This is a genomic window from Nonomuraea sp. NPDC000554 (assembly GCF_040300065.1).
Taxonomy (GTDB): domain Bacteria; phylum Actinomycetota; class Actinomycetes; order Streptosporangiales; family Streptosporangiaceae; genus Nonomuraea.
Window position 1 is genome coordinate 53,726 of the sequence record NZ_JBEPDC010000004.1, and the last position, 25,111, is coordinate 78,836.

The following is a 25,111-nucleotide window of genomic DNA, read 5'->3' on the forward strand; positions in this document are numbered from 1 at the left end:
CGGCTCGCCTCCTTGGGCAGCACCGGTCGCGTCGTCAGGCACGAGCCGGCCGTCGGAACCGGCACACCGTCCATCTTGGCGGGCATTCCCCACATCCGGCCGGAATCCGGGCAACTATGCGCTACCGTCCCCCATGGAGATCCTGTGCCGCCCGCCGGCACCTGCGTTCCGGGAAGGGCCCCTATGACCATCGCGACCGCGGACCTCTACGACGAGCGCGGCGACGAGCTCGGCTCCTGCGACCTGCAGTTCCGTCAGTACGGCGGGCGCCGCGCCTTCCACGGCGTCATCGCGACCGTCCGCTGCCACGAGGACAACGTCCTGCTCAAAGCCGCGCTGTCCGAGCCGGGCGAGGGGCGGGTGCTGGTCGTCGACGGCGGCGGCTCCCTGCACGCTGCTCTCATGGGCGACATGATCGCGGGCCTCGCGGTCGGCAGCGGCTGGTCGGGGGTGGTCATCAACGGCGCGGTACGCGACGTCGCCGCCCTGGGCGCGCTCGACCTGGGCGTCAAGGCCCTCGGTTCCAACCCGCGCAAGAGCGCCAAGGAGGGGACGGGCGAGCGAGACGTCCCGGTGACGTTCGGCGGCGTCACCTTCTCCCCCGGCGCCGAACTCTTCAGCGACGACGACGGGATCCTCGTCACCAGGACGTGAGCCGGCACGGGTTCGCCGCGTCTACGACGAGCCCGTCCGGCCGCTGGTGAGGTGCCGGGTCAGCTCCTCCTGGTGATGCGGATCTTCGACTGCTTGTGCAGGTTCGCCCAGTCGTCCATGAAGGTGGCGTTCAGGTGGTGCCGGTCGGCGAGGGCCACGAGGGTCTCGGTGCGGTAGTAGAAGTCCTCGCGCAGCACCTGGTGCTCCTTGCCGTCGGTGCGGCCGAAGGTGAAGTCGAACCACCCGTCGCGCCTCAGGATCCGGCCGACGTTGGCGAAGCACTCCTCGATCACGTACAGCGGCGAGTGGGAGAAGACGCTGTGCGCGTGCACCACGTCGAAGTACTCGTCGGGCAGGAACGCGAACCGGAGGTCGCGCACCGACGTCAGGTGCGGCACCTTGTCCTGCAGGTCGTGCTCGGCGACCTTGTCCAGCGCGGAGATGAGGATGTCGGGCGAGATGTCGATGCCGTAGTAGTTGCCCCTGTTCAGGTAGTCGATGAACAGGTGGCCGGCGCGCAGGTTGCCGCAGCCGATCTCCAGCATCCGGAACTCGGGCTTGAGCCCGTGCTCGACCATGTAGTCGAACTGCAGGCGCCCGAGCGCCAGCCAGCGCTTGTGGCTGTGCGAGCCCACCGCGCCCTCCGCGCCCCGGATGATGTCGGACTTCATGACAGCCCGGTAGTACGAGACGTGATCGGCGTGCCGCAGGCGGAGCCAGGAGTCGCGGGTCAACCGCCGCAGATGCGACGGAATCCTCCACGGGCGCCGGATCGCGTAGTGGGCTTGATGGGTGAGATTGGTACGGGTGCGCTTCACGAGTTAGGACCGCCAGACTTGGATCATCCCTTGCAGAGGGGAATCTAGGCAGGCCGGCCCACCCGCTCAATCACCTCTGGGGTATGCGTACGCGGGTTTAGGCACCGGGTGGCAGGTTGATGGGTCCGGCATGGTGCGGCGCCGTCGGGACTTTCCCGAGTCTCAGCCGTACTTGTCGAAGTCGCAGACGTTCACCGTGACGCGTCGCTCGACGGGGACGGGGGGCGAGCACGCGGATCCCGTGGGTCGTCCGGGTGCGGGGCCGCTACGGGTCCAGAGGACAGATGGTGAAAGAGGTGGACTTGGTCCTGACGACCGGCGAGGTCACCCGGAAGGTCACCGTGTGCCTGCCGGGCTTCAGCAGGTATCCCGCCGAGGGCACGAAGGCGTACGCGTCGCCTGTGGAGATGGACGTGCGGCTTCCGCCGGCCTTCCCGTCCACGATGAAGGTGTAGGCGAAGGTCACCTTCGAGTCCGACTTCACCTTGGCGGCCATGGCCACGTTCTCCTTCCAGCAGCCCTCCCGTTCCGGCCATCCCTGCACGTATACGGACAGGAGCCGCAGCCCGGCGCCGGAGACGGGGGCCTTGGTGCGGGTCCGGGTGGGGGTCGGCCGTGCGGTCGTGGGTGTGGTCTTCGGCTTGGGCTGATCCGTTTTCCTGGTCGGCTGCTGGGTCGGTTTCTGGGTGGGTTTCTGCGTTGGCTTCTGGGTCGCCTTCTTCGTCGATTTGGGGGGCGTTTCCGGCCGCTTCGTGGTGCTCTTGGGCGGGACTGCGAGGCCCGTGGAGGGCCCGGCGATCGGCTGGGGGCCCAGTCCGAGCGCGCGCAGGGCGGTCAGGGGCGTCGTGGTGGACGCGACCCACCCGACGCCGGCGAGCAGGGCCACCGCCGCCACGACGGAGGTGGCACCGGCGACCAGCGGCACATTGACCCGGCGGCGGGAGCTGGGACGCGTACGCCCCTGCGCACCGACCCCCGCCCCATGCGCGGAACCCGCCCCGTGCGCGGAACCCGGCCCCTGCGCGTGGGCCGGGCCTGGTGCGTGGGCCGGGCCTGGTGTGTGGGCGGGGCCTGGTGCGTGGGCCGGAACCCCGGGCGGCCCCAGCGGTTCCTGACCGCCGAGCAGCCGCAGGACCACGTCCCGCATGGCCGGACGCGCGCGCGGGTCCTTGGCCAGGCAGCTGTACAGGACCGAGCGCAGCGGGTGCGGCACGTCGCCGAGCTGGGGCTCGTTGTTCAGGATGCGGTTGATGATCGCGGGGACCGTGTCGTTGCCGAAGGGCGGCTGCCCCGTCGCCGCGTACACGATGACCGACGCCCAGGCGAACACGTCGGCGGGCGGCCCGACCGGCTGCCCGGCGATCTGCTCGGGCGCCATGTACGCGGGGGTGCCGACGACGGAGCTGGTGACCGTGACAGCGGCGTCGGTCGTGCGGGCGATGCCGAAGTCGATCACGCGCGGCCCGCCCCGCCCGAGCAGGACGTTCGCCGGTTTGAAGTCCCGGTGCACCACGCCCGCCTGGTGGATGGCGGCCAGCGCGGTGGCGGTGGCGACGGCGAGCCGTTGCAGGTCCGCGTTGGCGTGCCGCCCCGCCTGCTGGAGTGAGGGGCCCTCGACGTACTCGGTGACGATGTACGGCCTGCCCGTCAGGGACGCGTCCAGCACCTGGGCGATGCAGAACGGCTCCACCCGGCGCGCGGCGGCGATCTCCTTCGCGAACCGGTCGTCGCCGGCCAGCTCGTCGCGCAGCACCTTGACCGCGACCGGGCTGCCGTCCTGGGCCTGGCCGAGGTAGACGACGCCCTGTCCGCCCTCGCCCAACCGCCCGACGAGCCGGTACGGCCCCACCGCCAGCGGGTCGCCTTCACGAAGTGGTTCGCCGCGCGGCATCGAAGGAGTGGCTCCTGAGGCACATGGGAGTGGATCTACAGCACCATAGCGGGATAAGTGCTGATTTGTTCGGCGGTTAGCCCACTTCGCGACCGCGCCAGGACGGTACGGCGCCGTCCACCCGACCCGTCACGCGCCCACGGCGGAGGGCGACAGCCGGCGGGCCAGGACGGATTCCCACGCCGCGACACCCCCGACGACCAGCGTGGCCAGCCCGGCGAGCACGAGCGGCGGCATCACCGAGGGCATGAGCACCACGAGCACCCCCGCCGCCGCCAGCACCCCGATCGCGACGACCCTGTTGACCGGCACGTAGCCGAACACGGCCCGCTTGAACAGCGCGTGTCCGGTGAGGAAGAGAGCGGGCCCGCCGAGCACGGTCAGCGCGGTGCCGAGCGAGACCTCCCCGAGGGGGTGCGCGATCGCCAGCTCGTCGCCGACCGCGGCGACGATGACGCCGGCGACCATGGGAAGGTGCATGTAGGTATAGGCCGACCTGCCGAGCCGCCCGGGGTCGTCGGACCCGGCGATCGCCTCCGCCGCGGCGTCGGCGGTGCGGTCGAAGTAGACCCACCACATCGCCACGCTGCCGAGGAAGGCCACCACGAACGCGGCGACCGTGGCCGCCGTCAGGTGCTCGTTCTCGGCCAGTGTCAGCCCGGTGACCAGCACCGACTCACCCAGAGCGATGATCACGAAGAGCTCGCAGCGCTCGGCCATGTGACCGCCGTCGATGCCCCAGTCGGTCGTGGTCGACTTTCCGAGGAACGGCGTCCGGTAGCTGACCCAGGGAGCGGCGTACTCCACCACGAGGGCCACGACCCAGAGCGCCAGTTGAGCCGCCCCGCCGAGGACGGCTCCGGTGATCCACAGTGCCGCGCTCGCGACGTGCCACACCAGGACGAGCCTGAAGGTGTGGCCGACCGGATGAGCCCTGGCCGCGAGCGAGACCATGAGCGTCCGTCCGACCTGGATGGCGACGTACGCGCCCGCGAACCACAGCGCCCGCTCGCCGAACGCCTGCGGCAGCGCCGCCGACATGACCAGGCCGGCCAGCATCAGCCCGGTCAGCGTGAGCCGCAGCACCGGGTGGTCGGGGTCGAGGTAGTTGGTGGTCCACGTGGTGTACATCCACGCCCACCACACGGCCAGCGTGAGCAGCAGGGTCTCCGCCGCCCCCACCGCGTTGAGGTGGCTGAGGAGCAGGTGCGACAGCTGGGTGACGGCGAAGACGTAGACGAGGTCGAAGAAGAGCTCGACAGGGACGACCCTGGCGCTCTCCTCGCGCGAGCGGAGGATCTCGGCTGCCACTGGCTCTCCTCAAACTGGTCGATATCGAACGGCCATCATCGTAAATGCCGGACATCGTCCCGTGGGACGGCTCCGCCAGCGCCCTAAGCTGGAGCGAGGTCCACGAGGAGGTACGGGTGCGGCTCGGCAGTCTGGAACGTTCGATCATGGAGGCCCTGTGGGAGCGTCCCACGGGGATGCTCGCCCAGGATCTGGCCGACAGCCTGCCGTCCCAGCCTGCGGTGACGACCGTGCTGACCGTCCTGGTACGGCTCACGCGCAAGGGGCTGGTGTCGCGGGAGCGCGTCGGGCGGGCCCACCTCTACAAGGCGACCGACGGCAAGGACGCCTTCGTGGCCGAGACCATGCAGGCCGCCCTGGACGAGGCGAGCGATCTCGAGGCGGTGGTCAACCGGTTCGTGGGCACGGTCTCACCCGAGGTGCACGCGGCGCTCCGGGCGGCGCTGGAGAACCGGCCGCCCGGCGGTGACGGCCCGTGACGCCCTGGCTGATCGCCGCGGGCGTCGCGCTGGTGCCGGTCGCGCTGGGCGGGCGGGTGGCCGCCAGGCTGGCCGAGGCCCGATGGGTCCGCCGCCATCCGCGTGCCGCGCTGGCGCTGTGGCAGGCGATCGGGCTGGCCGGCGGGCTCGGAGCGGCAGGCGTCGGCCTGGTCGCGGCCGCGACGCCGCTGGCGGCGGCGTTCCCGCACGGCATGCACACGCTCGGGCACCAGGTCGTCGACGGGCGCGGGCTGGCCGGGCTCGGCCCCGCCCACGTCGCCGCGTTGGCCTGGTCGGTCGGCCTCATCGCCTGGCTGCTGGTCCACACCGTCCGCACCGCGGCGACGACCGTCTCCGAGCAGCGGCGCCAGCGGCTTCTGGTGGACGTCCTCGCCGACCATGCGGCGGAGCACGACGCCTACGTGCTGCCGAGCCGGGAGCCGGTGGCCTACTGTGTCCCCGGCCCCGCGGCCCGGATCGTGCTGAGCCGCGGCACCCTCGACCTGCTGAGCGGGCGGGAGCTGGCGGCGGTCCTCGCGCACGAGCGCGCGCACGCGCATGGGCGGCACGACCTGCTCCTGCTGCCGTTCGTCGCCCTCGCGCGGGCCTTCCCGTGGCTGCCCGTCGCGCGGGCGGCGAGGCAGGCCGTGCCCGTCCTGCTGGAGATGCTCGCCGACGACCGGGCCCGCCGCGACCACGGTGACCGCGTGCTGGCGAGCGCCATCGTACGCATGATCACACCGTCGTCCGGCCCGTCGGCGGCGACGCCGGGGCTGGCCGACTCCGGGGTGGTGCAACGCGTGGAGCGGCTCCTGGGCGCGCCGGTCGCGGCGTCCCGATGGGTGCCCGCGGCCGCCTACTCCACCTCGGGGCTGCTGATGAGCGGGCCGGTCGCCGTGCTGACGGCCCCGCTGGTGTGCGGCCTCGTCTGGCCCGGCTGACAGCGGTTCACAGCGATCCCGGCAGGACCACGCGCCCAACTTCTACGCTGTGTAGAATTTGGGCCGCCCTACCGAGGAGAGGTCGTGTCGGAACAACAGCAGCGCGCCCAGGCCCGGCGTGCCAAGATCGAGGCCTTGCAGGCCCAGGACCAAGCCCAGGACAAGCGCAGGCGCGGCATCGCCCTGTCGCTGTCGGCGATCGGGGCGTTCGTCGTCGTGCTCGCCGCCGTGCTCGTCGTCGCCAAGGTCGGCTCGACCGCCGACGAAGGCGGCGCCCAGATCGTCCGTCCCGACAGCCACCGCCTCCAGACGGCCGCCGACGGGAAGGTCACCCTCGTGGAGTTCCTCGACTTCGAGTGCGAGGCCTGCGGCGCGGCCTTCCCCGTGATCGAGCAGCTGCGCGAGCAGTACACCGGCAAGGTCACCTTCGTGGCGCGCTACTTCCCCATCGCCAGCCACTTCAACGCCGAACGGGCCGCCCGCGCGGTCGAGGCCTCCGCCCAGCAGGGCAAGTTCGAGGCCATGTACCAGCGGATGTACCAGTCGCAGAAGCGCTGGGCGGAGAAGAAGACGCCGGCCGACGAGCTGTTCCGGTCCTTCGCCCAGAGCCTCGGCCTGGACATGGCCGCGTGGGAGAAGGCCTACCAGGCGCCCGCCACCCTGACCCGCATCAACAAGGACGTCGCCGACGGCAAGGCGCTCGGCGTCGAGGGCACCCCCACCTTCTTCCTCAACGGCAAGAAGATCCAGCCCCGCTCCACCGACGACATCAAGGTGGCCATCGATGCTGCGCTCGCCGGCTGACAGCGCCGCGCCGGCGGCCGAACCGGTCGACGAGCGCGGCTTTCCCCGGCTGCTGCCACGGTTGATGCTGGTCGGCAGCCTGATCGGGCTGGCGGCGGCGTTCGTCCTCGCGGTCGAGAAGATCGCGCTGCTGAAGAACCCCGGCTACGTGCCCAGTTGCAGCATCAACCCGGTGCTGTCGTGCGGCTCCGTGATGACCACTGCGCAGGCGGAGGTGTTCGGCTTCCCGAACCCCTTGCTGGGCATCGCCGCCTTCGCCGTGGTGACGACGGTCGGGGCGGCCCTGCTGGCCCGAGCCGGGTTCCCGCGCTGGTTCTGGCTCGGCCTGCAGGCCGGGGTCACCGCCGGGGTGGTGTTCGTGCACTGGCTGATCTACCAGAGCCTCTACGTCATCGGGGCGCTCTGCCCGTACTGCATGATCGTCTGGACGGTGACCATCCCCGTCTTCGGCTACGTCACGCTGCACAACCTGGCCCGGGGCACCCTGCCTCTCCCCGCCTCGGGCCGGAGCCTCGTCCAGTACCACAGCGTGGTGCTCACGGTCTGGTTCCTGGCGATCATCACGTTGATCGTCGTCCGGTTCTGGTCGTACTGGAGCACGTTGCTCTGATCGCGGGGGGCTACGTGCCGGTGGGCGTGCTCCTGTGCACCGGGCCGTGCGGGTCCGCGCAGTGCGCCTCGTCCCGTCCGAGCGGGATCACCTCGGGGGCGGCGTGGTCGACCTGGAGGGTGGTGTGCTCGATCCCGTACTCGTCGTGCAGCATCCGCTCGGCGGCCAGCCGGACGGCATGGCAGTCGGCTCCGGGTGAGACCAGGATGTGCGCGGACATCGCGGCGTACCCCGAAGTCACCTCCCAGATGTGGAGATCGTGCACCTCGACCACGTGCTCGAGAGCTGCGGCCCTGGTGCCGATCTCCGCCGGGTTCATGCCGACGGGGGCGGCCTCCATGAAGACCCGTCCGGCGTCGCGGACCAGGCCCCAGCCGGCCTTGAGCATCAGGGCCGCGACCACCATGGCGGCGATCGCGTCCGCCTGGAACCACCCCGTCAGCCAGATGACCAGGCCCGCGACGGTGGTGGCGATGAAGGCGTACAGGTCGTTGAGCACGTGCTGGAAGGCGCCTTCGACGTTCAGGCTGGAACGGTTGGCCTTGCTCAGCAGCCAGGTGGCCGCGACGTTGACCGCGATGCCCGCCAGCCCGGTCACCACCACGTACAGGCCCTCGACGTGCGGCGGCTCGATCAGACGCCGGACCGCCTCGTAGACGAAGTAGACGCTCAGCAGGAGCAGGGTGATGCCGTTGATCTGCGCCGAGACGATCTCGGCCCGCTTCAGGCCGTAGGTGAAGCCGCCCTTGGGCGGACGGGCGGCGATGCGCATCGCGATCAGCGCGAACAGGATCGCGATCGCGTCTGTCAGCATGTGGCCGGCGTCGGAGATCAGCGCGAGGGACCGGGCGATGAACCCGATGACCACCTCGACCGCCATGAAGCCGACGATCAGGCCGAGCGCCCCGACCAGGTACCGCCTGTCGGTGTCCACCCCGACGCTGTGCCCATGGCCGTGCCCTTGCCCATGGCCGTGACCGGACCCGCCACCCACTACGGTCTCCTTTCCCGCAACACCTGAACAACTATTCATATAAGAGTGTGCGTACGAAGCCGTCCGACGTCAAGATCCAGACAAATCCCGCTCAGGATGGACGGCCTGCGTGTGCTCGGTGTGCGCCACCGCGAGGTCCAGCAACATGCGCACGTGGGCGTCGTCGAGCCGGTAGTACGCCATCCGCCCGGCCCTGCGCACCGAGACCACCCGATGCGCCCGCAGCAGTCGCAGCGCGTGCGAGGTCGACGACTCGCTCAGCCCGCTCACCACGGCGAGGTCGCAGACGCAGAGCTCGCCCTCCAGCAGGGCCAGGAGCAGCCGCAACCGGCCCGGGTCGGCGAGCAGGCCGAAGATGTCGGCGGTGTCCACCAGGTCGGCCTCGGCCGGCATCCGCGAGCAGACCGCCGCGACCCGCTCGGCGTCGACCGCCTTCGCGGCGCAGCTCTCGATCGACATCACCTGGACATCTGAAGATGTCTTCATACGACGACCATACGCGGCCGTCTCCGAAGCACGTCAAGAGCGGCCCATCACGGGAGGCGAGGCACAGGCCGCCCGGCGTTTCCGGCCTCAGGTCGGAGAGAAGCTCAAAAGCCGATTTTCCAGGGGATCGGAGCACAGGAGACGGAGAGTTCGACCTTGATGGGCTCGTTCATGGGGTTCACGATGCGGTACCACCACGCGTTCTGGGCCGCGCCAGGGTCGGAGCTCGTCGACTCGGGACGGCTGATGGGGAAGGTCACCGGCTTCTGCCAGTCGACGGCGCCGTCGACGGCGTGGCTGCCGCCCACGGCCCGTCGCCCCTCTTCACAAACCACGTTCGTGTTCATGACTTCTCTCCCGGAGAGGTTCCGCACCTCCTTCACCACGGTCACGTCGGTGGCGCGGAGCATGCCGACCAGCGCGACCCCGCTCAGCGCGAGTGAAGCCACCGCCACCGCTCCGGTCGCGGCCAGTGCGATCTTCGTGCCCGCCATGATGCCCCTCCCCCGCGCTGTGATCATCTGACTGTTAGATGCAGGCTGCGCATGGAATGTTGTATTCCGTTACGCCTGGTGAGCGGGGCCGGGAACGCGACGGGCAGTCCCAGGCAGGCGAGCTCCCGGCCCGGGCATCGGTGACGCTGTTGGTGGAGGGCGGGCTGAGGGTCAGCGGCGGGCAGCGGAGGGGAGGCCCGAGTAGCGCATCAGGGCCACCGTGCCGCGCGAGACGGCTTCCTTGAAGCGGGCCGAGGCCCGGCCGGTGAGCACGGCGTCGCCGAGCGGGCTGTCGTCGGCACGGGTGAACTGGGTGACGCCGTCGAGGCGGCCCAGGCTGATGTTCTGCCAGACGTAGCGGATCCGGACCGGGCGCGGCGGGCGCCCCGTGGCCAGGTCCGCGAGCACGACGCCGGCGTGCATGCCCATCGGCAGCGCGGTCTGGCACGACATGCGCGACAGGTCGTCGGGAACCTGCGCGGCGTCGCCGATGCCGAGCACCTCGGGATGGGAGACCGAACGCAGCGTCCGGTCGACGAGGATGCGGCCGCTCTCGTCGGTGGCCAGCCCGGACGCGGCCGCCAGGCCGGGCACGCGGAAGCCCGCCGTCCACACCACGGCCTCGGCGGGCAGCTCGCCGCCGTCGTCCCATTGCAGGGAGTCGGGGCCGACCTTGCTGATGACGGCGTGCTCGCGGACGGCGACGCCCATCCTTCCGAGCGCGCTGTGGAGGTGGCGGCGTGCGCGTTCCGACAGCCCGGCACCGATCCGGTCGCCCGTGACCAGCTCGACCCGCAGTCCCGGACGGGCCGCGGCGAGTTCGGCGGCGGTCTCGATCCCCGTCAACCCGCCTCCGACCACGGTGAGCGAGGAGAGTCCGGGCAACTGGGACCGAAGCCGCGCCGCCTCCCCGGCCGCGGCGACGGAGAACGCGTGCTCCCGCACTCCCGGGACGGTGTCCAGGTCCGCTCCGCTGCCCAGCGCGTACACGAGCGTGTCGTAGCCCAGGGTGTACGGGGCGGCGTCCACCCGCACCTCCCTGGCGGGCAGGTCGAGGCCGGTCACGCGGGCGACCACGAGGTCTACGCCGGTGCCGTCCAGCAGGCCCGTCAAGGGCAGGTCGAGCAGCTTCTGGCCGGTCGCGAGCTGGTGAAGGCGGATCCGCTCCACGAACCGGTCCGCCGCGTTGACCAGCGTCACCTGGGCGCCGGTGCCGCGCAGCCGCCGGGCGGCGCGCTTGGCCGCGCCCAGTCCCGCGTATCCCGCACCCAGCACCACAATGCGATGTGTCATGGTTCCTCCCATCGAGTCACCACTTGAACCGGCGAGCCCGCCGATCCGTGACAGCATCCGCATGTGACAGCGCTCACACGACCCGAACCCCTTCGCCACCGGGCGGGCCTCGGATGCTCATCCCCTGGCGGTGGCCGCCCCTGGACGTTGAAGCCGACACAGTAGGGCTCGACGCCGAGGAGCCGGGCGTAGAGGGCCTTGATGGCCGCGAGGTATCGCACCGGTAGATGAGTGGGCCATGGGATACTCCTTGTGTCGCTTTGTACTGTTTGTCAGGGTCAACGGGGTCCATCCGTCACTGCAATGACAGACCGCGACGGAGGAATGTGACCGATGACCCAAGACGAATTCCTGGCCGACCGGTTCGAGGAGCACCGGTCCCACCTGCGTGCGGTCGCGTACCGGATGCTGGGCTCGCTGAGCGAGGCCGACGACGCCGTCCAGGAGGCCTGGCTCAGGGTGAGCCGCTCCGGCGCCGACGGCGTCGACAACCTGGGCGGCTGGCTGACCACGATCGTGGCCCGCGTGTCACTGAACATGCTGCGCTCGCGCACCTCCCGCCGCGAGGACCTCCAGGGCGTGGACGTGCCCGGCGGCGGCGGAAGCGACCCGGAGCAGGAAGCGCTGACGGCCGACTCGGTCGCGCTGGCGCTGCTCGTCGTGCTGGAGACGCTCACCCCGGCCGAGCGGCTGGCGTTCGTGCTGCACGACCTGTTCGCCGTCCCGTTCGACGAGATCGCCCCCATCGTCGAGCGCACCCCAGCCGCGACGCGGCAACTGGCCAGCCGGGCACGCCGCCGGGTTCAGGGGGCGACCGCGGCCCCGGAGACCGATCCGGCCCGCCGGCGCGAGGTCGTCCAGGCCTTCCTCGCCGCCTCGCGGGGCGGCGACTTCGACGCGCTGCTCACGCTGCTCGACCCGGACGTCGTGGTCCGCGCCGACGGCACGGCCGTGGCCGCGGGCGCGTCGGCGCTGGTCCGCGGTGCGGCGGCGGTGGCCGGCACCTTCTCGGGACGTGCCAGGGCGGCCCGCCCCGTCCTCGTCAACGGAGCCGCCGGAGCAGTGTGGGCCCCGGGCGGGAAGCCGCGCGTCGTCCTCGCCTTCACGATCGCGGACGGGAGGATCGTCGCGATCGACATGATCGCCGACGTCGACCGCCTGGACTCGCTCCACCTGGCCTTCCTCGACTGACCTCGGAGAGGACGGCGGCGCCTCCACCACGACCCCTGTCGCGGTGAGCCATGCCCCTCCCTACGCGCTGGCGTCCGCGACACGGGCGTCGCGCCGACGTGCGGGAGCGCGCCGGAAAGCCGCTGAACTGCGGCGCAAGAATTGGGCATTGACGAAAGTTTTTTACATGTTATTCATGGATCAAGTCAGAAAGCTTCAGTACCGCTGCACCATCCATCGGGGGACCCGGAAGAACCCACCCCAAGGAGGACGCACATGGTGCGCAGCCAGCCCACTGACCCCGTCGACTTACTCGGCCCCGTCCAAGGTGAAGTCTCCTGGTTCTGCTGCGGCGCGGCATGGGGTCCGTGCAGCAGCACCGGCAAGGGAGCCTGCGGCACCTGCAACTCGGGGAACATGCAGCACGCCTGGCCCAACACGTCCGACGCCTGCTGGGCGATCACCCACCCCGACACCTGCGGGGTGTCGCTGTCGCGCAGGACCTGCGGTTTCCAGCACCGCATCACGGCGCTGTGCAGCGGCAGCAGCGTCGTCACCGCCATCGCCGACTGCGGCCCGCAGACGGACCTGTTCTGCGGCGAGCGGAGTTGCTGCGGCGCGACCTGCGCCAGCAACCGGCTGATCGACCTCACCCCGGCGGCGTACAGCAAGATCGCCAGCCTGTCCTCCGGCCTGCGGCCGTGTGAGATCTCGACTCCCTAGGGGCTGACGATGACAAGCAGAAGGCAACTGCTCAAGTCCGCCGTGCTCGGAGGAGGCGCCGGCGTCGTCGCGGCCACCGCGCTCGGCTCGCTCGGCCCTGAGGCGGCCTTCGGCGCCGCCGCCCCCGACGTCGAGCCCGGCGCTCCCGACCCCAACTTCGCCGAGGGCCGGATCCGCTCCATCAAGGACAACACGCTCCTCGTCCTGGGCTCGAACATGGTGATCCACCAGATCAGGGTGGTCGACGGCACGAGCCTGTGGAAGCTCGGCCCCGTCTCCTTCGACGAGGCCAAGCCCGGCGACGGGCTCTACGCCCGCGGCGTCCTGATGGCCGACGGGGTGCTCGCCGCCGAGTCGGTGTGGCTCAACATCGTCAACATCAAGGGACACATCAAGAACATCTCCAGCGAGAAGGTCCACCTCGACCACAACGGCCAGGACGTCCTGTGCCACGTGGTGGCCGGCAAGTCCGTGGCCATCAGGTCCGACGCGCCGGCGTCCGCCGACCTGTCGCTGCTGCGGGTGGGCCAGCACGTGCAGATCCTGGGCGCCTGGCGTCCGGACACCAACGAGGTCGACATCGCCACCGTCTTCTCCCCCCACTAGGAGCGACACATGCAAGGGATCGCCGCGCCCCAGCCGTACGTGATCGCCCTCTTCCTCGTCTGGGCGGCCCTGATGAAACTGCTCAGCCGACGGATGAGGTCGCAAGCCGGGCAGACCGCTCTCGCCCGGCTGGTCGGCTCGGCGCGCGCGGTCCCTGTGCTCCGGCTCGTCGCGCTGGTGGAGCTGGCGGTGGCCGCCGCGTTGCTGCTGCCGCCCGCTTCACCCCTGGACGGCGTGGCCGCCGCCGCGCTCTCCGCCGGATTCCTCGGCTACCTCACCTACTCCCACCTGGCGGCGCCGGCTTCGTCGTGCGGCTGCCTGGGCGCGCACTCCGTCCCCGTGAACTGGCGCGCCTTCACCCGGGCGGGGCTGCTGCTCGCCATGGGCGTCACCGCGATCTGGGCCCGCCCCCAGCCGCTGACCTGGCCTGTCGCCGCGCTGGCAGCGGTGGAGGCCGTCGCCCTGCTCGGCCTCTCCCCGGAGCTGGAACGCCACTGGCTGGTCCCCCTGCGCAGCCTGCTCGTACGGCTGCGCGACCCGCTCGCCGTCACCTCGCCGCAGGGCGTCCCCCTGGAGGTGTCGCTGCGCCTGCTCTACCTCAGCCCCGCGTACTGCTCGGCGTCCGCACGGCTCTCCTCGGACGTCCAGGACACCTGGGACGAGGACGGCCTGCGGTTCGTCGTCTACGCGGCACGCGGAGGGACGGCCGTCTTCGCGGTCCCGCTGACAGGCGGCGATCCGTCGGCGGTCCGCGTCGCCCTCGTCGAGGAGCCCGCGCTCGCCTGAGTCAGTGCCCACCTGAATTCAGCGCCCGCCTCGTTCACTGCCTGCCTGGTTCAGTGCCCGCCTGGTTCAGTGCTTGGCGACCGCGGTCTTGAGGGCGACGATGGCCAGCCCGAGCAGCAGGTTGGCGACCCCGGAGACGACCACGACCTTCGTGGAGGAGCGGGTCTTGACCGCGGCCGCGACGGCCCAGGCGACCTGGCTGGCGACCGAGACGCACAGCGCCGCCCAGACCGCCATCTGGGGGGACCCGCCCAGCGAGGAGACGAAGGCGGTGACCACGGCCGGGGGAAACGACGCCTGGGCCAGCGGCCATTCCCGCCGGGCGACCACCCGGACGTGGTCCCAGGCGAGAGGGCGCGCCGGATAACCGCTGCTGACGAGCCGGGCGTACACGTGGGCCATCCAGAACACCACGCCCGTGCAGATCAGCAGGGTCACGAGGTCCCCCGGCGAGGGCGGCCCGCCTTCCGCGGTGCCCGCGACCACGGAGGCGGCCAGCAGCGAGCCGTACACGGCGCCCGCGTACTCGACCCGCTCCGGCGCCGCGGCCGTGTCACGCTCGTTCATGCCGCCAGTGTGGTTCGTGAGCCTGCGAGCCACCTGGTCGGCGTGCGGGACTATGCACAGATTTGGCAACCGGCCATTGGGCAACCGGCCATACGGCAGCGGCCGGTCAGTCCGGGCGGTCAGGCCGGGCGGCGTCCCGCGGCCACGAACAGCGGCAGGGCCAGGAACATGCGCCCGGCCTCGGCCCGTCGGGCCTGCTCTGCCACCCAGGACGCCTCCTGCTCGGCGGTGATGGCTCCGGCGGCACGGGCGGCCTCGGCGATGCCGGTGAGCATGGGCAGCATCGTCCCGTCGGTGAAGACGCCGGTGCGGACGTCGAGGTGGACGTCCGCGAATCCGGCGTCGAGCAGCAGGTTGCGGTAGCGGCGGGCGGCCCGGGGGCTGGTCACCTGGTCGGCGCGGGCGTGCACGATGGCACGGGTGAGCGCGGGGTCGTCGGAGTCGATGACGAGGGTGTCCCAGTCCTGCCCGATCAGCACGACGCGCCCGCCGGGGGGCGAGCACCCGGCGGGCCTCGTCCAGCGCCCTGGCCGCGTCGGCGATCTCGTGGAAGACCTTGTCGGCCCGGTACCCGGCGACTTCTCCGTCCTGGACGGGCAGGTCGAGGGCGTCGCCGAGCCGGAAGTCGGCGTCCGGCCGGCGGTGACGCGCGACCGCGAGCATCTCTTCGCTGACGTCCACGCCGATCGCCCGCATCCCCCGCTCCGCGAGCTCGCCCACGGCGCGGCCGGCGCCGCAGCCGACGTCCACGACGGCCGCGCCGTCAGCGAGGTCGAGCAGTTCGTACGATCGAGCGCGCAGCTCGGCGACCCCGGGCAGGGCGTCGGCGACGTCCAGCAGCCGGATGAGCGGTTCTATGTGGTGTGTTTTGGACATGCGCGCCAGCATGCGACTTAATGTCGACATGAAGTCAAGCGCGACCATGAGCATCGGCGCCGTCGCGGAACGGTTCGGCCTGGCGACCCACGTCCTGCGGCACTGGGAGGCGATGGGCCTGCTCGCACCCGCGCGCGTCGGCGGCGAACGCCGCCGGTACGGCCCCGACGACCTCTACCGCATCGCGGTGATCATGCGCGCCAAGGAGGCCGGTTTCAGCCTGGACGACATCCGCGAGATGATCGCCACCCCCGAGGCGGACGCGCGGCGGACGGTCCTCCGCCGTCACCGCGACGACCTCGCCCGGCGCATCGCGGAGCTGCGAACCTCCTTGGAGCTCATCGACTGCGCGCTCGACTGCGACCACGAGGACTTCACCACCTGCCCGCACTTCCGCGCGACGGTGGCCGAGCGGATCACCCTGGAGCCGCGCATCCGGGCCTGAGCTGGCCGCTTGCCCATATACCCCCCCGTGGTAATGTCACGCACGGCACCTACCGAGGAGTTGACATGGACCACGGCGGACACCATCACGCCACCCCTTCCCCGTCCGCTATGGGCGGGCACGAACACGCCGCGCCTGCGCCCGCCACGTGGGCGATGGCGGCGCAGGCGACGCTGCACTGCCTGACCGGCTGCGCCATCGGCGAGGTGCTCGGCATGGTCATCGGAACCGCGACCGGGCTGCACAACGCCGGCACCGTGGTGCTGTCAGTGGCGCTGGCGTTCGAGTTCGGCTACGCGTTGACGATGCGCGGCGTGCTCCGCGCCGGGCTGGGCTTCCGCGCCGCGCTGAAGGTCGCCCTGGCCGCCGACACCGTCTCCATCGCGGTGATGGAGGTGCTCGACAACGTGGTGATGGTCGCCGTGCCCGGGGCCATGGACGCGGGGCTGACCAGCTGGCTGTTCTGGGTCTCGCTGGCCGGGTCGCTGCTGGTGGCGTTCCTGCTCACGACGCCGGTCAACCGCTGGCTGATCTCCCGTGGCAAGGGGCACGCGGTCATGCACCAGTACCACCACGGCCACTAACCGAGGGCGTGGTCGAGGTTGAAGGCGGCGCTGATGAGCGCGAGGTGCGTGATGGCCTGCGGGAAGTTGCCGAGCTGCTCGCCGGTGTGCCCGATCTCCTCCGCGTACAGCCCCAGGTGGTTGGCGTAGGTGAGCATCTTCTCGAAGGCCAGGCGGGCGTCGTCGAGGCGGCCGGCGCGGGCCAGCGCTTCGACGTACCAGAACGAGCAGATCGAGAACGTACCCTCGACGCCCTGGAGGCCGTCGGGGCTGGCTTCGGGGTCGTAGCGGTAGACGAGCGAGTCGGAGACGAGTTCCCTGCCGAGCGCCTCCAGGGTCGACAGCCACTTCGGGTCGGTGGGCGAGACGAACTTGGCCAGCGGCATCATCAGCACCGAGGCGTCCAGGACGTCGTCGTCGAAGTGCTGGATGAACGCCTTCAGCGTGCTCGACCAGCCTCGCCGCATGATCTCGCGGTAGATCGCGTCGCGGGCCCGCCGCCAGTTCGGGGTGTCGGCGGGCAGCCCCCGGTGGCTGGCCATCCGCATGGCGCGCTCGATGGCCACCCAGCACATCAGCCGCGAGTACACGAAGTTCTTGCGCCCGCCGCGCGTCTCCCAGATGCCCTCGTCGGGCTGGTCCCAGTTCTGGCAGACCCAGTCCACCAGCGTGCACAGCTCGTCCCAGCGGTCGCTGGAGATCGGCTGCCCCCACTTGTCGTAGAGGTAGATGGAGTCGATGAGCGCCCCGTAGATGTCCAGTTGCAGCTGGTTGGCGGCGGCGTTGCCGACACGCACCGGCGCCGACCCCCGGTAGCCCTCCAGGTGGTGCAGCTCCTGTTCCGGCAGTTCTCTGCGCCCGTCGATGCCGTACATGATTTGCAGCGGGCCGGTGTGGCAGTCGCTGCACAGCGGGACGTGTGTGGACAGGAACCCCATGAAGGACTCGGCCTCCTCGGTGAATCCGAGCCGCAGAAGGGCGTACACGCAGAACGCGGCGTCGCGGATCCACACGTAGCGGTAGTCCCAGTTGCGCCCGCCGTGGATCTGCTCGGGCAGGCTGGTGGTGGGAGCGGCGACGATCCCTCCGGTCGGCGCGTAGGTGAGCAGCTTCAGCGTGAGCGCGGAGCGGTGCACCACCTCCCGCCACCGGCCCCGGTACTTGGACGCCGACAGCCAGCGCCGCCAGAACCGCACGGTGGCGGCGAACTCCTCCTCGGCCTCCTGGATCGGGCAGCCCCGCATGGCGAGGCCCTCGCCGACCCGGTCGAGGGCGAACACCGCGTACTCGCCTTCGTGGAGCTTGAAGCGCCCCCACACGTCCCGCCCGTCACCGTCGAGCGGGACGGTGGACGTCAGGGCCAGGGACATGGAGGGCGACTCGAACAGCGTCTGCCCTCCTTGGCTGTGCACGGTGTGCGGCTGTCTCGCGTAGTCGAAGCGCGGCGCCACCCGGACGCGGAACGGCAGCGTGCCACGGACGCACGCCACCCGGCGGATCAGCCGGTGTCGGTCGGCCTCGCGTGACCCGTCCGCGACGGGCATGAAGTCCTGGACCTCGCCCACCCCGTCGTCGGCGAAGAACCGGGTGATGAGGACGTTGGTGTCGGGGAAGTAGAACTGCTTGGTCCGCGCCGGCGTGTCGGCGGCCAGCTCGAACGACCCGCCCTGGTCGGCGTCCAGGATCGAGGCGAACACGCTCGGCGCGTCGAAACGCGGGCAGCAGTACCAGTCGATCGTGCCGTTGGTGCCCACGAGCGCGACGGTCCGCAGGTCACCGATGAGCCCGTGCTCCCCGATCGGCAGGTACCGGGAGTCTTCAGCCGTCATATCCGCCTTCTCTCCCTCTATCCCCTCAAGATAGGCATCTCAGGCAGCCAGCAGGCTCTGCCGTTCGTCAAGGAGAGGCAGATCTTCGCAGGCGGCGGACGTGTCGCAGCGGCGGATCGGGTCGTGGTCGTCAGCGCGGCCGACTGAGCCGAGGCCGCCTCCCCTACCAGCGATTTCCGGATTGTCGGGTGTGGCACGGTAATCCGGGGGCGGCTGGAGGGACTACTGGGCGTGGACGATCCTCAAGAACGATTCACCGCCCTCTACGACCGGCACTACCGGAGCGTCCTCGGCTACGCCCTGCTGCGGACCGAGCGCGACGCGGCGGAGGACGTGTCGAGCGAGACCTTCCTCGTCGCCTGGCGACGGCTGGACGAGTTACCCGAGCCGCCGCTGCCGTGGCTGCTCGGCGTGGCGCGCAACCTGCTGGCCAAGCAGCGCGACTCCCGCCACCGCCGGCAGGCCCTGGTCGACCGCATAGCGGCGCTGACCACCTCCCGGGACGAGGTCAGCTGGGACGTCGCCGAGCACGTCGTGGACAGGGAGACCGCGCTGGCCGCGCTGTCGGCGCTTTCGGAGCAGGACGTGGAGGCGATGGTGTTCGCCACCTGGTACGGCCTGCCACCCGAGCAGGCCGCCGCCGTCATGGGCTGTTCGGTCCGGACGTACAACGTCAGGCTGCACCGCGCACGCAAACGGCTGGGCAACGCGCTGCGCCTGGACCAGGGCGGCGCACGCCCGCGACCGCGTACGGCCCGCGGCCGGTTCCTTGAGACCTGACGTCCGCAGCACCCATACGGAGGGATGACATGAACGACCGCATGTTCGCCCAGCTCAAGCCCGAAGCGCTGGACGAGCTGACAGAAGAGGCGCACAGCCGGCGCCGCTCGTCCGACCTCGCCCGCGTCTTCCAGACCCCTCAGGCCTCGCGCCCTTCCAGGAGGTTCACCATGCCCCGCTCGCTTCTGCTGATCGCCGGTACGGCCGCCGCCGGGCTGGCCGCCGCCGCTGTGATCGTCACGTCCGGCGACTCCCAGCCCGGCACGTCCCCCGCGGCGCACACTGCGGTTGCCGCCAAGCCGGTGAGCGCCCGCTCGTTCCTGCTGGCGGCCGCCGCGACCGCGATGCGCGAGCCGGCCACGTCCGGTCAGTACTGGTACGTCCGCGAGCGCACCTTGCAGAAGGTGCACAACGTGCCCAGCGAGTACATGGCCGCCATCAAGCCCCTGCTCACGGAGCAGGAGAAGAAGGAGAAGGAGCTGAAAGACGACCCCAAGCAGCTCACGGCCTACCGCGAGGAGGTCAAGCGGAAGATCGACAAGCTGAAGGAGGCCGAACTGCCGTATCTGGCGTTCGCGACCGACACCGGGGAGTCCTGGCGGGCCATGAAGAAGGGCGAGGCCGGCCGCGTCACCCGGAACCAGGACACGCGGATCAGCTTCGGCTCCCCGCAGGACGAGGCGGCCTGGAAGGCGGCGGGCTCGCCCGCGCTGGTGGACGAGCAGCCCAGGACGTACGACGACGGCGGCGAGCGGATCCTGTCGATCGACAACCCCAGTCTGACCATCCAGAACCTGTCTGACCTGCCCACCAGCAAGGACGCGCTCAAGAGCCGCCTGGACGCGCTGTTCAAGCAGAGCCCGAACAGCGCGCGGACCGACAGGGCCGGATACCTGTGGCAGACGGGCGTCGACCTGATGACCGCGCCGATCAAGCCGGGCACCCGGTCCGCCCTGTTCCAGGTGCTGGCCGACCAGCCAGGGATCACCTCCCAGGGCGAGGTCACGGACGCGATGGGACGCACGGGGGTCGCCCTGTCGACGTCGGGGACCAACGGGCCCGACTTCCGGATGATCGTCGACGCGGGGACGGCCGAGCTGCTGCAGTACGAGGTCGTGCAGGGTGGGCAGCCGCAACTGCAGGTGGCCCTGGAGAAGACGGGCTGGACCGACCGGCTCGGCGACCGCCCGTAGCCCCGTTCTGCGCCGAGCGCGCGTAGATCCCTTCAGCGCTGAGCGTCCGCAGGACGCTCAGCGCTGCTTCACGTTCAGGCTCCGGGCGAGTCGGCGAGGTCGTCGGCGCATCGCAGCCGGGCCCTATGGGCGGCCGGTCCGGCGTCTGGCCGTCGGCAGTTCGCGGACGCGCTCCAGTTGCCGCTCGTACAGCTCGCGGGAGCGCCGCAGGAAGGCGGCCATGCGCTCCAGCTCCTCGGCGCCGAACCCGTCGAGAAGGGCGCCGCCCTCGGTGACGAACGGCTCGTAGAGGGCCCAGACCTTCCTGCCCGCCTCCTCGGTGATGCGGACCACCACCTTGCGCCGGTCGGAGGGGTCGGGCGAGCGGGTGAGATAGCGCAGTTTCTCCAGCCGGTCGAGCATCGCGGTGACGCTGCCGGTGGTCAGGCCGAGCGCCGGGCCCAGGACGCTGGGGGTGACCGGCTCCTGCCTGCTGAGGATCTCCAGGCAGCGCAGGTCGGTGCGGTTCACACCGAGGACGCCGGCGACCGCCTCGTCGTAGGCGTCGACGGCCGACTGCATCTCCTGCATCTCCCTCGACACGGCGCCCCGCAGTCCGTCCAAGTTTTCTCTTGACATTCAAGCCTCTTGAGATTCAAGATAAAGACGTCTTGAAGACCAAGATACATGGTTGTCGAGACAACTTCCAGGGTCCCGACAGCGTCAAGGAGTCCCCCATGCACGTGATCATCATCGGCGCCGGTACCGGCGGCCTCTGCCTGGCCCACGGCCTCAGGAAGGCGGGCGTCTCGGTGGCGGTCTACGAGCGCGACCGTACGCGCTCCGACGGCCTGAACGGCTACCGGGTCGGCATCGACCCCACCGGCAACCGCGCCCTCAAGGAGTGCCTGCCCCCGGAGCTCTTCGACACGTTCGTCACCACCTGCGCCCGCGCCCCGAGGTTCTTCAACGTCCTGACGGAGAAGCGCGCGACCACCGCGTCGTTCCCGCTCAGGCCCGACGACGACCCCGTCAACAGCGAGCGCTCGGTCTCCCGCATGACCCTGCGCCAGGTCCTGCTGACCGGCATGGAGGACGTCGTCCACTTCGACAAGGAGTTCACCCGCTACGAACAGCACGGCGACGGCACGGTCACCGCGCACTTCGCCGACGGGACGTCCGCCACGGGTGACCTGCTGGTCGCCGCCGACGGGACCAACTCCCGCGTCCGCCGCCAGTACCTGCCGCACGCGCAGATCAAGGACTCCGGCATCATCGCCATCTCCGCCAAGGTGCCCGTCACCGACGAGACCAGGGCGCTGCTGACCCCCGAGATGTTCCACGGCATCTCGCTGCTCTTCGCCCCGCAGGGGAAGTTCTGCATCTGGCACGTGATGGAGTTCAAGTGGGACCGCGAGGGGGCGGTCAAGCACGGGATCGGCGGCAACGACGCCGAGCTGATCGAGAACTGGCCGGGCCTGCTGTACGACAACACCCGCGACTACATCAACTGGGGCTTCTCGGCGGCGGCCGACAAGTTCCCCGCCGACGTCATGCGGATGCGCGGCCAGGACCTCGTGGACCTCGCCCTGAGCATGACCGAGGACTGGCACCCCGACCTGCGCAACCTGTTCACCCTGTCGGACCTCGGCAGCTGCTTCCCGATCAACATCCGCACCTCCGTCCCGATCGAGCCGTGGCAGAGCAGCACCGTCACGCTGCTGGGCGACGCCATCCACACGATGACCCCCGGGCAGGGCGTCGGCGCCAACACCGCACTGCGCGACGCCATGCTCCTGTGCCGGCAGCTGACCAGCGGCAAACCGGTGCTCGACGCCGTCGCCGCGTACGAAGGGGAGATGATCCCGTACGGCTTCGCCCGGGTGCGGGACTCGCTGGACCGCATGGGCGGCGAAGGACCCATGCACAAGCCGGTCATCGGCCGGATCATGCTGGCCATGACCCGCGCCTACTTCGCCGCGACCGACCGCGTCCCCGCGCTGAAGCGGAAGTTCCTCGACGACCTCTACACCTACCGAGGCGCCGAGTGAGCCGAGGCTCAGGCTCCGGGCGAGTCTGCGAGGTCGTTGGCGGCCACGTAGCCGAAGGTCATGGCCGGTCCGATGGTCGAGCCGGCCCCGGCGTAGCTGTGCCCCATGACGGCGCCGCTGGCGTTGCCGGCCGCGTACAGGCCGGGGATGACCGAGCCGTCCGCCCGGAGCACCCGTGCGCGCGCGTCCGTACGCATCCCGCCCTTGGTGCCGAGGTCGCCGGGGACGATCTTGAACGCGTAGAACGGCGGCAGCCACAGAGGCGCGAGGCAGGGGTTGGGCTTGACGTACGGATCGGCGTAGTAGCGGTCGTAGACGCTGTCACCGCGATGGAAGTCGGCGTCCTTGCCGGTCAGCGCGAAGCCGTTGAACCGGGTGACCGTGGCGCGCAGCGCCGACGGCGGGACGCCGATCTTCTGCGCCAGCTGCTCGACCGTCGCCGCCTGGAAGACGGCGCCGCTCCGGTACCAGGCGTCCGGCAGCGGTAGCAGCGGGGGCACGTCCTTGAACAGGTAGCGGTTGCGGTACTGCTGGTCGACGATCAGCCAGGCGGGGATGTGCGGCGAGTCCGGCGTGTTGCGGTCGTACATGACGTGGACGACGTCGCTGTAGGGCGCCCCCTCGTTGACGAAGCGGGCGCCGCCGCCGTTGACCAGGATGCATCCGGGCAGGGTCCGCTCGGCCAGGCAGAAGTACGCCTCGCCGGGCAGCGGGATCGCCGGCCCCCACCAGGCGTCGTCCATCAGGTCGAGCGCGGCCCCGGCCCGTTCGCCCGCCTCGATGCCGTCGCCGGTGTTCTCCCTGGCGCCGACCGTCCAGGCGGTGCCGATGGGCTGCCGCTGGAACTCCGCGCGCATGGCGGCGCTGTGCTCGAACCCGCCGGAGCCGACGACGACCCCGCGGCGGGCCCTGACCCGCACCTGCTGGCCGTTTCTCGACACGACCACGCCGGTGACGCGGCCGCCTTCGATGAGCAGGTCGGCCAGCGGGGTGTTCAGCCACACCGGCACGCCGGCCGCGAGCAGCCCGGCGCGGAGCCCGGCCGCCAGGGACTGGCCCATGGTGAGCGGCTTCTCACCGCGGAGCGCCGCCGCGGTGCCCCTCGCCAGGCAGGCGGCGCTGACCTCCAGGCCCTTCGGGTTGACCGCGCTGATGGTCAGCCACTTGTAGTCGGCGCTGAAGACGACCAGGCCGTTCGGGGTGGGGATGTAGGCCGGGTTCAGGTTGGCGAGCTCCGCGCCGAGGATGTGGCCGTCCAGTTGGTCGGGCTCGATGGAGCGGCCGTTCGGCATCCCGCCGGGCAGCTCGGGGTAGTAGTCGGAGTAGCCCTCCATCCACCGGAACCGCAGCGGGCTGTTCCGCATCACGAACGAGATCATGGCGGGGCCGTTGGTCAGGAAGGCCCGCTGCCGCTCCGCGGGCACGGTGTCGCCGACGACGGCGGCGAGGTAGGTAGCGGCCTTGGCCGGGGTGTCCGGCACTCCGGCGGCGAGGATCACCTCGTTGCACGGGATCCAGATCCCCGCGCCGGACCTGGCCGCCGAACCGCCGAACGTCGGCGCCTTCTCGACCACCACCGTACGCAGCCCCCGCTTGGCCGCCGTCAGCGCGGCGGTCATCCCCGCGGCCCCGCAGCCGACCACCACCACGTCGTACTCGTCGTCGGCGTACGCGGGAGCGCGGCCCAGCACCGCGCCGGTCACGAGGGCCCCGCCGGCGACGGCGGCTCCGCGCAGCAGGGCGCGGCGGGTAGGGCCCTCCGCGGTCAGGGCAGTTTCAGGGCGCTGCGGGGGAAGTCCCGGCGAAACGGGCATGGTGCATCGATCCCTTCAACGTGCGTGCGCCGCGACGGGCGGACGGCCTCGCGGGCGGCGGTCGGAGGAAGAACCGGGGTGGCACCTGGCGCCGGTGCGTCGCTACGGAAGAGCTGCGGGGCGGTGTGGCCCCCGCCACAGCATGAAGCATGCGCTTGGTTGGTTTGTGTGTCAACGGCCCCGGTGGGGACTCGTCAAGTGGAGCGCGGGGGTAGGGCAGGCCCTACCCCCGTACACCTGTGAGCCGGGTCGATCGGGAGGTCGCGGGTCCGTAGCGTTTCCCGTATGACGACCCTCCGGCACCGCATCGCCACCGACACCCGCTACAACATGGCCGGATTCCCGACGGCCGTCCTCTCGTTCTCCCTGGTCGTGGCCGGTGTTTCGGCCGGGATCGGCAGCACGGTCGCGTTCGTCGGCCTGCCGATCCTCGCCGCGACCGCCGCCATGGCCCGGAACTTCGCCGACGCCGAGCTCGCGACGATCTCCGAGGTGCTCGGCCGTCCCCTCGCCCGCCCCGCCTACCCCCAGGCCCCGGCCGGGGCCGGCTGGTTCCGCCGCATGATGAACCCGTTGGCCAACGGGCAGTCCTGGATCGACCTGATCTACGCCGTCGTGGCCTTCCCGCTCGCCGTGGCCTCCTTCGCGGTCACGGCCGTCTGGTGGGCCGGCGCGATCGCCGGGCTGACCTTCCCCCTCTACGGGTGGATCCTCGCCGCGGTCCCCGGTGTCTCCGACGGCGGGGTCCCCGCCCTGCTCGGCATCGGCCACGACCCCGCCACCTTCGTGATCTTCAACACCGCGATCGGCGTGCTGTTCGCGCTGACCCTCCCGCCGGTCGTGCGCGGCACGGCCCTGATGAGGGCCAGCCTCGCCCAGGCGCTGCTCACCCGTCCCGTCTACGACCCGCGCCGGGTCGGCGCGGCGGCCGCGGCGGGCGTGTGAGGCGCGCCC

27 protein-coding genes and 1 pseudogene are annotated in these 25,111 nt (G+C 71.0%); 15 read left to right on the forward strand and 13 right to left on the reverse strand.

What is annotated here, in order from left to right:
- Positions 1-183: 183 nt before the first annotated feature.
- A complete protein-coding gene (rraA, locus tag ABT294_RS09135; protein WP_350804650.1) occupies positions 184-654 on the forward strand; it encodes a ribonuclease E activity regulator RraA in 471 nt (156 codons plus the stop codon).
- Positions 655-713: 59 nt separating this feature from the next.
- On the opposite strand, the gene ABT294_RS09140 is transcribed toward rraA, so the two are convergent.
- The 3 genes from ABT294_RS09140 to ABT294_RS09150 form a co-directional block, all read right to left on the reverse strand.
- A complete protein-coding gene (locus ABT294_RS09140) occupies positions 714-1,472 on the reverse strand; it encodes a class I SAM-dependent methyltransferase (protein WP_350804651.1) in 759 nt (252 codons plus the stop codon).
- A 265-nt stretch (positions 1,473-1,737) separates the two neighbouring features.
- On the reverse strand, positions 1,738-3,363 hold the full coding sequence (locus ABT294_RS09145) for a serine/threonine protein kinase (protein WP_350804653.1): 1,626 nt from the start codon (positions 3,361-3,363) through the stop codon (positions 1,738-1,740).
- A gap of 129 nt (positions 3,364-3,492) precedes the next feature.
- A complete protein-coding gene (locus ABT294_RS09150; protein WP_350804654.1) occupies positions 3,493-4,674 on the reverse strand; it encodes a low temperature requirement protein A in 1,182 nt (393 codons plus the stop codon).
- A gap of 44 nt (positions 4,675-4,718) precedes the next feature.
- On the opposite strand from ABT294_RS09150, the gene ABT294_RS09155 reads away from it, so the two are divergent.
- The 4 genes from ABT294_RS09155 to ABT294_RS09170 all read left to right on the forward strand — a co-directional run bounded on the left by ABT294_RS09155 (position 4,719) and on the right by ABT294_RS09170 (position 7,508).
- A complete protein-coding gene (locus tag ABT294_RS09155) occupies positions 4,719-5,153 on the forward strand; it encodes a BlaI/MecI/CopY family transcriptional regulator (protein WP_350804656.1) in 435 nt (144 codons plus the stop codon).
- The gene (locus tag ABT294_RS09160; protein ID WP_350804657.1) at positions 5,150-6,094 is read left to right on the forward strand and encodes a M56 family metallopeptidase; all 945 of its coding nucleotides are present in this window, start codon (positions 5,150-5,152) and stop codon (positions 6,092-6,094) included. The genes ABT294_RS09155 and ABT294_RS09160 overlap by 4 nt, the downstream gene beginning before the upstream one ends.
- Positions 6,095-6,178: 84 nt before the next feature.
- Entirely contained in the window at positions 6,179-6,898 is a 720-nt protein-coding gene (locus tag ABT294_RS09165; RefSeq protein ID WP_350804658.1) for a DsbA family protein, read from the forward strand.
- Complete coding sequence (locus tag ABT294_RS09170; protein WP_350804659.1) at positions 6,879-7,508, forward strand: vitamin K epoxide reductase family protein; 630 nt, start codon at positions 6,879-6,881, stop codon at positions 7,506-7,508. The genes ABT294_RS09165 and ABT294_RS09170 overlap by 20 nt, the downstream gene beginning before the upstream one ends.
- Before the next feature lie 10 nt (positions 7,509-7,518).
- Here the strand turns inward: ABT294_RS09170 and ABT294_RS09175 are convergent, their stop codons facing one another.
- The 4 genes from ABT294_RS09175 to ABT294_RS09190 all read right to left on the reverse strand — a co-directional run bounded on the left by ABT294_RS09175 (position 7,519) and on the right by ABT294_RS09190 (position 10,775).
- Positions 7,519-8,442, reverse strand: a complete 924-nt coding sequence (locus ABT294_RS09175) for a cation diffusion facilitator family transporter (RefSeq protein WP_350804660.1) — start codon at positions 8,440-8,442, stop codon at positions 7,519-7,521.
- A gap of 129 nt (positions 8,443-8,571) precedes the next feature.
- Positions 8,572-8,988, reverse strand: a complete 417-nt coding sequence (locus tag ABT294_RS09180; protein ID WP_350804661.1) for an ArsR/SmtB family transcription factor — start codon at positions 8,986-8,988, stop codon at positions 8,572-8,574.
- Positions 8,989-9,092: 104 nt separating this feature from the next.
- Positions 9,093-9,482 (reverse strand): hypothetical protein, encoded by a 390-nt coding sequence (locus ABT294_RS09185; RefSeq protein WP_350804662.1) that lies wholly within the window; start codon positions 9,480-9,482, stop codon positions 9,093-9,095.
- Positions 9,483-9,653: 171 nt separating this feature from the next.
- Positions 9,654-10,775 carry an NAD(P)/FAD-dependent oxidoreductase gene (locus ABT294_RS09190; protein WP_350804663.1) on the reverse strand — a complete coding sequence of 374 codons (1,122 nt, stop codon included), beginning with the start codon at positions 10,773-10,775 and terminating at the stop codon, positions 9,654-9,656.
- A 333-nt stretch (positions 10,776-11,108) separates the two neighbouring features.
- Here ABT294_RS09190 and ABT294_RS09195 point away from each other — a divergent pair, with 333 nt between their 5' ends.
- From ABT294_RS09195 to ABT294_RS09210, 4 genes are all read left to right on the forward strand, one after another.
- Positions 11,109-11,966: a sigma-70 family RNA polymerase sigma factor gene (locus ABT294_RS09195; protein ID WP_350804664.1), complete on the forward strand. Its 858-nt coding sequence runs from the start codon at positions 11,109-11,111 to the stop codon at positions 11,964-11,966.
- 255 nt (positions 11,967-12,221) lie between these two features.
- A complete protein-coding gene (locus tag ABT294_RS09200) occupies positions 12,222-12,668 on the forward strand; it encodes an RlpA-like double-psi beta-barrel domain-containing protein (protein ID WP_350804665.1) in 447 nt (148 codons plus the stop codon).
- 9 nt (positions 12,669-12,677) lie between these two features.
- Entirely contained in the window at positions 12,678-13,274 is a 597-nt protein-coding gene (locus tag ABT294_RS09205) for a cell wall protein (protein ID WP_350804667.1), read from the forward strand.
- A 9-nt stretch (positions 13,275-13,283) separates the two neighbouring features.
- The gene (locus tag ABT294_RS09210) at positions 13,284-14,060 is read left to right on the forward strand and encodes a MauE/DoxX family redox-associated membrane protein (RefSeq protein ID WP_350804668.1); all 777 of its coding nucleotides are present in this window, start codon (positions 13,284-13,286) and stop codon (positions 14,058-14,060) included.
- Positions 14,061-14,126: 66 nt separating this feature from the next.
- Here ABT294_RS09210 and ABT294_RS09215 read toward each other — a convergent pair whose 3' ends face one another.
- From ABT294_RS09215 to ABT294_RS09225, 3 genes and pseudogenes are all read right to left on the reverse strand, one after another.
- Entirely contained in the window at positions 14,127-14,627 is a 501-nt protein-coding gene (locus ABT294_RS09215) for a hypothetical protein (RefSeq protein WP_350805170.1), read from the reverse strand.
- Positions 14,628-14,746: 119 nt separating this feature from the next.
- Positions 14,747-15,106, reverse strand: a complete 360-nt coding sequence (locus ABT294_RS09220; protein ID WP_350805171.1) for a methyltransferase domain-containing protein — start codon at positions 15,104-15,106, stop codon at positions 14,747-14,749.
- Between the two features lie 70 nt (positions 15,107-15,176).
- Positions 15,177-15,557 (reverse strand): annotated as a pseudogene (locus ABT294_RS09225) (methyltransferase domain-containing protein); the annotation flags it as partial.
- Between ABT294_RS09225 and ABT294_RS09230 the strand changes: the two are divergent.
- Positions 15,532-15,948 carry a MerR family transcriptional regulator gene (locus ABT294_RS09230; RefSeq protein ID WP_350804669.1) on the forward strand — a complete coding sequence of 139 codons (417 nt, stop codon included), beginning with the start codon at positions 15,532-15,534 and terminating at the stop codon, positions 15,946-15,948. The pseudogene ABT294_RS09225 and the gene ABT294_RS09230 sit on opposite strands and share 26 nt — an antisense overlap.
- Positions 15,949-16,013: 65 nt before the next feature.
- Complete coding sequence (locus tag ABT294_RS09235; protein ID WP_350804670.1) at positions 16,014-16,532, forward strand: DUF4396 domain-containing protein; 519 nt, start codon at positions 16,014-16,016, stop codon at positions 16,530-16,532.
- Here the strand turns inward: ABT294_RS09235 and ABT294_RS09240 are convergent.
- The gene (locus ABT294_RS09240) at positions 16,529-18,340 is read right to left on the reverse strand and encodes a glycoside hydrolase family 15 protein (RefSeq protein ID WP_350804671.1); all 1,812 of its coding nucleotides are present in this window, start codon (positions 18,338-18,340) and stop codon (positions 16,529-16,531) included. The genes ABT294_RS09235 and ABT294_RS09240 overlap by 4 nt on opposite strands.
- Before the next feature lie 231 nt (positions 18,341-18,571).
- On the opposite strand from ABT294_RS09240, the gene ABT294_RS09245 reads away from it, so the two are divergent.
- Together ABT294_RS09245 and ABT294_RS09250 are read left to right on the forward strand one after the other, a co-directional pair.
- Positions 18,572-19,120: an RNA polymerase sigma factor gene (locus tag ABT294_RS09245; RefSeq protein WP_350804672.1), complete on the forward strand. Its 549-nt coding sequence runs from the start codon at positions 18,572-18,574 to the stop codon at positions 19,118-19,120.
- A gap of 29 nt (positions 19,121-19,149) precedes the next feature.
- Positions 19,150-20,313, forward strand: a complete 1,164-nt coding sequence (locus tag ABT294_RS09250; protein WP_350804674.1) for a CU044_5270 family protein — start codon at positions 19,150-19,152, stop codon at positions 20,311-20,313.
- 123 nt (positions 20,314-20,436) lie between these two features.
- On the opposite strand, the gene ABT294_RS09255 is transcribed toward ABT294_RS09250, so the two are convergent.
- Positions 20,437-20,916, reverse strand: a complete 480-nt coding sequence (locus ABT294_RS09255; protein ID WP_350804675.1) for a MarR family transcriptional regulator — start codon at positions 20,914-20,916, stop codon at positions 20,437-20,439.
- A gap of 113 nt (positions 20,917-21,029) precedes the next feature.
- Between ABT294_RS09255 and ABT294_RS09260 the strand changes: the two genes are divergently transcribed.
- The gene (locus ABT294_RS09260; protein WP_350804676.1) at positions 21,030-22,343 is read left to right on the forward strand and encodes an FAD-dependent oxidoreductase; all 1,314 of its coding nucleotides are present in this window, start codon (positions 21,030-21,032) and stop codon (positions 22,341-22,343) included.
- Between the two features lie 8 nt (positions 22,344-22,351).
- Here ABT294_RS09260 and kstD read toward each other — a convergent pair whose 3' ends face one another.
- Entirely contained in the window at positions 22,352-24,157 is a 1,806-nt protein-coding gene (kstD, locus tag ABT294_RS09265; RefSeq protein ID WP_350804677.1) for a 3-oxosteroid 1-dehydrogenase, read from the reverse strand.
- A 285-nt stretch (positions 24,158-24,442) separates the two neighbouring features.
- On the opposite strand from kstD, the gene ABT294_RS09270 reads away from it, so the two are divergent.
- Positions 24,443-25,102, forward strand: a complete 660-nt coding sequence (locus ABT294_RS09270) for a sensor domain-containing protein (RefSeq protein WP_350804678.1) — start codon at positions 24,443-24,445, stop codon at positions 25,100-25,102.
- Positions 25,103-25,111: the final 9 nt, after the last annotated feature.